The 9576-nt window shown below is 36.8% G+C and carries 7 protein-coding genes and 1 pseudogene; 7 read left to right on the top strand and 1 reads right to left on the bottom strand.

The window, feature by feature from the left end:
* From BACCELL_RS00955 to BACCELL_RS00985, 7 genes and pseudogenes are all read left to right on the top strand, one after another.
* On the top strand, positions 1–1280 hold a 1280-nt coding region (locus tag BACCELL_RS00955), incomplete at its 5' end, for a vitamin K epoxide reductase family protein (protein WP_007209601.1).
* Between the two features lie 122 nt (positions 1281–1402).
* On the top strand, positions 1403–1864 hold the full coding sequence (locus BACCELL_RS00960) for a TlpA family protein disulfide reductase (RefSeq protein WP_007209602.1): 462 nt from the start codon (positions 1403–1405) through the stop codon (positions 1862–1864).
* Positions 1865–1879: 15 nt separating this feature from the next.
* Positions 1880–4090: pseudogene (locus tag BACCELL_RS00965) on the top strand (peptidase domain-containing ABC transporter).
* Entirely contained in the window at positions 4090–5388 is a 1299-nt protein-coding gene (locus BACCELL_RS00970) for an HlyD family secretion protein (protein ID WP_044153132.1), read from the top strand. Before BACCELL_RS00965 ends, BACCELL_RS00970 begins: the two are co-directional and overlap by 1 nt.
* Positions 5385–6083, top strand: coding sequence for a lanthionine synthetase LanC family protein (locus tag BACCELL_RS00975; protein WP_007209605.1), 699 nt, complete (start codon positions 5385–5387; stop codon positions 6081–6083). Before BACCELL_RS00970 ends, BACCELL_RS00975 begins: the two co-directional genes overlap by 4 nt.
* A complete protein-coding gene (locus tag BACCELL_RS00980) occupies positions 6073–7308 on the top strand; it encodes a TIGR04157 family glycosyltransferase (protein ID WP_007209606.1) in 1236 nt (411 codons plus the stop codon). Before BACCELL_RS00975 ends, BACCELL_RS00980 begins: the two co-directional genes overlap by 11 nt.
* A 592-nt stretch (positions 7309–7900) precedes the next feature.
* Complete coding sequence (locus tag BACCELL_RS00985; RefSeq protein ID WP_007209608.1) at positions 7901–9172, top strand: VapE domain-containing protein; 1272 nt, start codon at positions 7901–7903, stop codon at positions 9170–9172.
* 72 nt (positions 9173–9244) lie between these two features.
* Here the strand turns inward: BACCELL_RS00985 and BACCELL_RS00990 are convergent.
* On the bottom strand, positions 9245–9576 hold a 332-nt coding region (locus tag BACCELL_RS00990), incomplete at its 5' end, for a helix-turn-helix domain-containing protein (RefSeq protein WP_007209609.1).

Below are 9576 nucleotides of genomic sequence, written 5' to 3' on the forward strand. Positions count from 1 at the left end.
ATATTAAATCGACCTATAATGAATTTGTCAAAGTATGGGATGGTATTGCATTGATAGCGGAACCTGACGAAACTTCCGGAGAACCTAATTATGGAGAGAATAAGAGGAAAGATTTATGGCATACAGGGGTACAAATAGTGTTGGGATGTTCTGTCATGATGCTATGTTTTTTGTTTTATTGGCAGAATGTATCCAATAGTGTAGGCACTAAATTACTTTTTTTGCTGAATATTGTTGGAATATATATAGGACATTTGCTTGCAAAGAAACAATTGGACTTTAATAGCAGGTATGCTGATAAATTATGTTCTCTGTTTAGTAAGAGTGACTGTAATAATGTTTTAGACTCTAAGGCTGCAAGGCTATGGGGGCTAATCAGTTGGAGTGAGATTGGCTTAGGTTATTTTATCTCAAATATGCTTATATTGCTTATTACTCCTCAATATGTAGTATATGTAGTTTTGTTGAATTTGTGTACTGTACCTTATGTCTTTTGGAGTATCTGGTTTCAAAAAGTGAAAGTGAAGCAATGGTGTCCTCTTTGTTTGTTGGTGCAGGCTTTGTTTATAGGAATGCTGATTGTGGATGTTGTTTGTGGATATATATTCATACCGGTAATCCGCCTGAATGAAATAGTATATGTTGCAGCCATTTATGCGATACCTTTTTTATGCATCCATCTGGCTATGTCTGCTTTTTCTGATTTTAATAAAGAAAGAGGGGCTAAATATGAACTGGAAAGCTTGAAAATGCAAGAAGAAGTTTTTGTCACTTTATTAAAAAAACAAGCGAAGTATCCGGTAAGTAAATCTACATCGCAAATTATATTTGGTAATCCTAATGCGGATTTACTTATTAGTGTGTTTAGTAATCCTCATTGTGAACCTTGTGGAAGAATGCACAAACGATTACGAGAATTGCAAAAGAAATTGGAAGACAAGGCTTGTATTCAATATATTTTCAGTTCGTTTGGTGAGGATTTGGATCAAAGCAATAAGTTTCTGATAAGTGCTTACCAAAATAATACAATAGAAAATTCGGAAGAAATTTATGACCTATGGTTTAATGGCGGGAAGTATAATACAACTGATTTTTTTAATAAATATCAATATGATATTAATGCACCTGCTGTAGAACAAGAGTTTAGGACGCATGAGGAATGGAAAAAAGAGACAAAACTTATGGCAACCCCAACCATCCTAATCAATGGTTACGAATTACCTGATGTGTATAAAATAGAAGATCTGATATTCTTTAAAGATTTGCGTATTGAAATGTAATTTATAATTGCTGATTTTAAAAAGAGAAGTGATGAAAAAGTTAGGAAAACTAATGTAAGTGTCTATGATTATATTGAGAAACAGTGTAAACACAACCCTTGGTTGACCGCTGAGGATATGTCTTGGGCAAAAAGAAAGACGAAGAAGAGCAAAGAAGACACATGCAGCAGGAGAAATTCATAGATATCGAATTAATAACCCCTGAGGGAGAACGAAAGTGGTTATCTGAATACGTTGGACATTCCAAATTCCTTTTTATTGATTTCTGGGCTTCATGGTGCGGTCCGTGCATAGCGGATATTCCTAAGATAAAGCAAGTATACGAGAAATATAAAGATAAAGGGCTGGAGGTGCTAAGTATATCTATGGATTATAGTAATAAGAGTTGGGCTATTGCAATGGATAAGGTGGATATGCCATGGAGGCAGTTTGTATTACCGGCTAATTCTAAAGCCGCAGAATTGTATGCCTTCGAAGGAATTCCCCATGGTATCCTAATAGATCAGGATGGGAAGATAGTGCAAGCTTCAGTGACGGGATTCTTCTTGAATATAATTTTGGAAGCATTACTAAAAGGAGAATAAAATCGGTATATAAGAATGAAAAAAAACTTCCCACATTATTCCCAATTGGATGCAATGGATTGTGGACCCTCTTGCTTGCGGATGATAGCTCAATATTATGGCCGTAAATATTCATTGCAGACCTTACGTGAAAGATGTTATATTACGCGTATGGGTGTTTCTATGTTGGGAATTAGTGATGCGGCGGAAAGTATAGGCTTTCGTACTTTAGGGGTAAAGACTGATTTTGAACAATTGAGTAGGGAGACTCCCCTTCCTTGCATTTTACATTGGAATCAGAATCATTTTGTGGTTTGTTATGGCATAAAAAAAACTCAGAAGGGCGAATATAAAATTAAAATTTCTGATCCGGCCAGGGATAAGATAGTAATCAGTGAAGATGATTTTTTAAAGCATTGGCTTAGTACTAAAGTGGATGGGAAAAATATCGGAACTGCACTTTTGTTGACTCCTTCGCCAGAATTCTATCAGTATGAAGATGACTATCAACAGGGTAAAAAGAATCTCTATTATTATGTGAAATATCTAATACCTTATAAATCACAGATTGCACAATTGATAATTGGAATGTTACTCGGAAGCCTCTTTCAACTAATATTTCCTTTTCTTACTCAAGCAATGGTAGATCAAGGTATAGGAAATGCAAATTTGAGCTTTGTGACCCTGACGCTCATAGCGCAACTTATACTATCTGTAACTCAACTTGGCGTAAATTTTATTCGAAGTTGGATAACTCTCCATGTAAATACTCGTATTAATATAACGCTTATATCCGATTTTTTGTCTAAATTAATGAAGCTACCCATACGCTATTTCGATACAAAAAACATCGGCGATATAATGCAACGTATTGGCGACCACGGAAGAATTGAATCCTTTCTAACTGGTTCAACTTTGTCAACTCTATTTTCATTTGCAAACTTTTTTATCTTTGCATTTATTTTGGCATACTATAATTTGCCTATATTAGGTGTATTTATTTTAGGTAATTCACTTTATATTGCGTGGATTACGCTCTTCCTTCGTTATCGTAGGATTCTGGATAGTAATCGTTTTGCACAAGCTGCTGCAGAACAGGGGAATCTATATCATATGATAACGGGTATGCAAGATATAAAACTAAATAATTGTGAAAGGCAACAGCGTTGGAAATGGGAAAGGATACAGGTTAAATTATTTAGAATCAGTATGAAAGGGGTAGCATTAGGCCAATATCAGCAAGTTGGTTCACTTTTTTTTAATCAAATAACTTCTTTGCTTATTTCTTTTTTAGCGGCGAAAGCTGTTATTGATGGAGATATCACATTAGGAATGATGATGTCAATCAGTTATATTATTGGTCAGCTTTCTGCTCCTATTGGCGAAGTCATAGGTTTTACCCAATCTCTACAAGATGCTAAAATAAGTCTTGAGCGTTTAAATGAGGTGCATAATAAGGAAGACGAGGAATTCAATATCACCGAAAAAATAAACCAATTACCGGACAATAAGAGCATAAAACTGGAAAATGTATGTTTCACATATGATGGAGCAGATAGGGATTATGTGTTGGATAATGTGACTCTTGAAATTCCCCAAAACAAAGTAACGGCAATAGTTGGTGCTAGTGGTAGTGGAAAAACAACCATAATAAAACTTTTGTTAGGCTTCTATTCGCCACTGAAAGGAAATATAAAAATACAAGATGTTTCTCTTGATGACATAAATCCACATCTTTGGCGTGCACGTTTGGGAGCCGTTCTGCAAGATAGTTTTATCTTTTCAGATACTATTGCCAATAATATAGCAATTGGAGAAGAAAGTATTGACAAGAAGCGACTGCTACAAGCTGTGGAAATTGCTAATATTAGAGAATTTATAGAATCACTTCCGCTCAAATATAATACAAAAATAGGCATGGAAGGAAATGGAATTAGTCAGGGACAAAAACAACGTTTATTAATTGCCCGTGCGGTTTATAAGAATCCGGAATATCTTTTCTTTGATGAGGCTACTAATTCTTTGGATGCCAATAATGAACGTGTGATTCTTGATAATTTAATGAATTTCTATGTCGGAAAGACAGTGGTTGTAGTTGCACATAGGCTCAGTACTGTACAAAATGCAGATCATATAATAGTTCTTGACAGGTGAAAAATAGCAGAACAAGGTACACACAAACAACTCATCAGCTTGAAGAGGAGCTACTATACTTTGATAAAAAATCAATTAGAATTAGGTGTGTAATGTCCGAAGATACTAATAATATAGAGTTAAGAAGTGAAGAAGTACAGGAAATTCTTGGAGAGGTACCTGTCTGGATTTTGCGTCGTGGCATAACTTTAACTGCTATTATTGTGGTTGTTATTCTATTAGGCAGTGCCTTTTTTAAATATCCGGATGTAATTACATCTTCAGTAGTTTTAACGAGCACCAATCCTGCAATAAGTATAGTTGCGAAATCCTCTGGAAGAATACAACATTTATATATTAATGATAATCAGTATATCGATAAGGGAAGCTATTTGGCTGTTATTGAAAATAGTGCAAAACCTCATGACGTATTGCATTTGAAAAAGTATCTTTTGTCAATCAATTCATTGGATACTATTAATTTATTGCCTAATAAAGGGTTGGAAGTTGGTAATTTGCAGGCTCTTTATTCCTCGTTTTATCTTACTCTTTCAGAATATATACGATTTAAAAGGGAACAATATTATTTTCTAAAAATTAAATGGGTACAAGAAAAAATAGAGCAATATAAAGTATCATATCAAGATATACTGCGTCAGAAGATACTTGTCGAAGAACAATTTGAAATAGGACAAAAACAATATAGAAGGGATTCCACTTTGTTTGTACAGAAATTATTGTCAGAAGAAAATTTAGAAAATAGTTATAATAATTATCTACAAAGAAAACTTACTTTAGAAAATATATATGCAACTTTAAACAATATGCAATTGCAAACATTGCAGATGTGTGAGTCTTTGTCAGACATGGAATTTCAATATTCAGAAAAGAAAAATAATCTAGAGACCCAAGTGAATAACTACATTACACAATTAATCACTGAAATTCAAAATTGGGAATTGAGTTATGTTATAATAGCACCCATATCTGGACAAATCACTTTTACACAATATTGGAGTATAAATCAGAACATTGCTTCTGGAGAGCCAATTTTCAATATTGTACCAGAGGAAAAAGGTCTTTTAATGGGGAAGGCACTACTGCCCGCAGAACGTTCCGGTAAGGTAAAAATAGGACAAACAGTAAATGTAAGTTTTGATAATTTCCCTAATAATGAATTTGGAATTGTTAAAGGAGTGATAAAAAATATCTCTTTAGTACCTTCAGAAATAGAAAAGAAAAAAATATATATAGTTGAAATATTATTACCCAAAGGACTTATTACATCTTATAATAAGGAATTGCCATATTTATTGGAAATGGAAGGAAAAGCAGAAATAATAACGGATGATTTGTCTCTTTTAGAAAGATTTCTCTTACCGATAAAAAAAGTATTAAAAGAAAACTTATGAGCCAAAAAACAAAAATGTTGAATCGAATTATTCATTATTTAATATTGAATGCTAGTTTTATTCGAGATTTAGGACTGTTAGATGGGAAAATGGGAATCTGTATCTTTTTCTATCTTTATGCGAGACAGACGGGTAGCAAGTTATATGAAGAATTAGGAGGATATCTTTTGGATGAGATTTATAAAGAGATTACTCAATCGGCTTCAATCGGTTTTGCTAAGGGACTGTGTGGAATTGCCTGGGGAATTGAATATCTGATACAAAATGATTTTGTGAAGGCTGACAGGGATGAAGTCTTGGAGGAACTTGATTTAAAAATTTTAGAGAAGGATGTAACTCGTTTTAGGGATTTTTCATTGGAAGATGGACTGAAAGGAATTGCTTATTATGTAATTAGTAGATATTGTAAAAGAATAAATCCCCATGAACTCATAAGCAAAGAATATATCAATAATTTGATTTGTGCATTGAAGCAGAATAAAGGAGATGAAGAAACTGGGGTGCTGGTAAATACGTTGTCTAAAATATGGGATGGAGAAGTTATAGGTGATCGGGAAACAATATTAGAAATAATAGTAGATAAAACGACTTATACTCCTAAAACGCTATTCAATATTCCTCGGGAAATAGGAATTCGCAATAATGGATATACAGGTATTGCACTTAAATTGATATTCGAGAATCATGAAAAGTAAAATATATATATTAGAGAAGGCCAGTAGAGCAATGAATTATGGAATCGGAACTTATGTAAAGCAGTTGACGAATTGCTTGTTGTCTTCTAAAATGGATTTTTGTGTGATACATCTTTATGCTGATTGCTTGGAAACGACAATTATGGATAAAGGTGGATATCAGCAAATATCAATACCTATACCTTATAGTAATATTGCTGCATGTTTACAATATTATTCGCGTAATGTGGCTTACTTACTCAAAACACTTATAACAGAGGACAGCGATACCAGAATCATTTTCCATTTGAATTTTCTGCCTGATAATAATCTTGTAAAATATTTGAAGCACCTTTTTAAATGCCATATTGTATTGACTGTACACTATACCAACTGGAGTTTCAGTCTGTTAGGTGATTTTGATTTATTGAAGCGTATAGTGGATAAAAAGAGAAGTAAACTTACTCAGTCAGAGAAACAAATAGTAGATGAAATAAAGGAGTATAGGATGATGATGAAGCGGTGTGACCTGATTATTTGTGTTGCGCAACATACATTAAAAGCATTACAAGAATTAAGTTGTATCGGCACTTCTAAGGCTTGTGTAATCAACAATGGAATAGCGGATTGTTACCTTAAAAGAGGGAAAGATAAGAAATTGCGGCAGAAATATCATCTAGAGGATGATGAACAAATCATTATATTTGCTGGGAGGCTTGATGAAATAAAAGGAGTTCCTTTTCTTATTAAAGCTTTTGAACGTGTATTGGTTGATTATCCTAAAAGTCGGTTGATTATTGCAGGGGATGGTGATTTTAATGAATGCCTTAGGGGAACAAAAAAATGTTGGTCAAGAATCACATTCACGGGGAGAATTGATAAAAGGCAGTTATATGGGCTCTATACAATTGCTAATGTTGGCGTAGTTTGTTCTATTCATGAGGAATTCGGATTGGTGGCTATTGAAATGATGATGCATGCTTTACCATTGGTTGTTACTGATACCAGTGGACTTAGCGAACTTGTTATTGATGGTGTTTCCGGTCTAAAGTCTCCAATAAGGCGTATTAAAAGAAAACGTAGTCCGGATGTTAAAGTGCTTTCAGAGCAAATTATAAAGCTGCTGGATTCTAAGACGCTTGCACTACAATTAGGGAGAAAGGCAAGAAAACGTTTTTTAGAAAATTATGCTCTTGAAGTGTTTAAAAAGAAAATGATGTCAGTATATGAAGCATTACTGAATTAAATTCTCTGAAATAAGATTGTAATAATTGCTTTATGACGATATTCAAGGAAAGTCCTTTAGAAAGATCGCTTGCATTGTCGCTTTGGATTTGAGTATCTGAGGTAATAATAAGAAGATTCCGTTTTTTCAGCCTCTTCCGGAATCCCCTGTTCATCGGTATTCCGGCTGAAACAACTTTTTCCTTTTCGCCACTTCACTTCCACGTGTCGCGTGGTATGGGTGGTAGATAGAGTCCGCATGCCGCCTTACGCTCATCCTATTACTTGATGTGTTTAATATCCTTGGTAATTGTGTCAAAGGTGCTTATTTGTAAGTGAACCACTCCGGTTGTTCAATCGAATGACTCCAGTTGTTCACTTGAACTACTAGAGTCATTCAACCGAACAACTCCAGTCGTTCACTTATGAGGCAGTATCCAAATGCATATAAGTAAGTGAGTTGTGCGTATCAGAGTCCTATCTTCTTTTACAAGCACATTTATGATAAAAAAGGTCGTAAAAAGCTTGCAAACCCCTTATCCCGCATACTAACTTCGTGCCATCGAGCTCGACAAACCGATACTATTAACCATTTAAAGAAAACAAGAAACATCATGAAGAAGAATCGAATGACATTACAAGAACATCGCCTCCTGCGTGAGGCAAGCCAATTACTGACTTTTGCGGAAAAGATGAAAACGGCAAAACCGAAAATAACCCCAAAAGCATCGCAGCCCCTCGCCAACGCGACTTTGCTTCTGACCCGAAATGTAAAGGAATTCCTGACAACCCGTTATGACTTCCGCTACAACCTGCTGACAGACGAGACCGAATTCCGCCATGCCGGTCAACGTGCCGCTCCCTTTATTCCCATCGGCAAGCGTGAACTGAACGCTTTATGTATCGAAGCGCATGACGAAGGTATTCCTTGTTGGGACAAGGACCTGAGCCGCTACGTCTATTCCTCTTATATTCCTTCCTATCACCCTTTTCATCTCTATATGGAAGAGTTGCCCGCTTGGGATGGTCACGACCGGCTGACCGCACTTGCCCAACGTGTTTCTTGTCGTCCGTTGTGGGTACAAGGTTTTCACACATGGATGTTGGGGCTTGCTTCGCAGTGGATGAACCTGTCCGGACTTCATGCCAACAGCGTAGCGCCTATCCTTGTCAGCCGGGAGCAGGGGCGCCGGAAGAGCACCTTTTGTCGCTCGCTAATGCCTGATGTGCTGATGCGCTACTATACCGACAATCTGAAACTTACCTCGCAGGGACAAGCCGAACGGCTCCTGGCGGAAATGGGATTGCTGAACATGGATGAATTCGATAAATATGCCGAAACCAAGATGCCATTGCTGAAGAACCTGATGCAGATGTCCACCCTTAATATTCGTAAGGCCTATCAACAGAGTTTCCGACAGCTGCCCCGCGTCGCGTCGTTCATCGGTACGAGCAATCGCTTCGATCTGCTTACCGACCCAACGGGCAGCCGCCGCTTCCTTTGCGTGGAAGTGAAACACAACATCGACTGTACCCACATAGAGCATGACCAGATTTTTGCCCAACTGAAAGCTGAACTGTCTGCCGGACGGCGTAACTGGTTCACCAAGAAAGAGGAGGAAGAATTACAAAGACACAATGAAAAGTTTTATCGTATCAGTCTTGTTGAAGAGGTGCTTGTTTCCCGGTTCCGGACCCCGCTTCCCCATGAAAAGAGCCTTGACTTGACCGCCGCCGACATTTTCGGCGAATTACAAACGGTTAATCCTGCCGCTATGCGAGGTAGTAACCCTATGCGTTTCGGACAAATACTGATTCGGGCAGGACTGAAAAGGAAACATACGGAATACGGAAATGTGTATGAAGTGGTGAAAAGAGAAAAGTAGTTTCAGCCGGAAACCCAATGAATAACGGGATTCGGAGAGACTGAAAGAACTGTAAGCTGAAAAGCTGGTTTGTTAATTCTCTATATTGTAAAGTTTCAGCTTATTGTATAATGTTTTACGGTCTATGCCCAGTAGTTGTGCCGCCCGGCTTTTATTGTTTCCCGTTTGCCGCAGTGCTTCGATAATCTGATGCTTTTCTGTCTCTTCATTACGCAATGGTAAACCTACATGGGAATGAGTGATTTGTTGCAATTCAGTTAGTTCTTTCAGTGTAATAAGTTGGTCTTGTGCCAATAGGGTGGCGCGTCGTACCGCATTCTTCATCTGTCGCAGATTTCCCGGCCAATGGTATTCCAGCAATGCTTTGGATGCTGCATCGTCAAACCCGATCAACTGTTTGTCCA

The organism is Bacteroides cellulosilyticus DSM 14838 (assembly GCF_000158035.1).
Classification (GTDB): Bacteria; Bacteroidota; Bacteroidia; order Bacteroidales; family Bacteroidaceae; genus Bacteroides; species Bacteroides cellulosilyticus.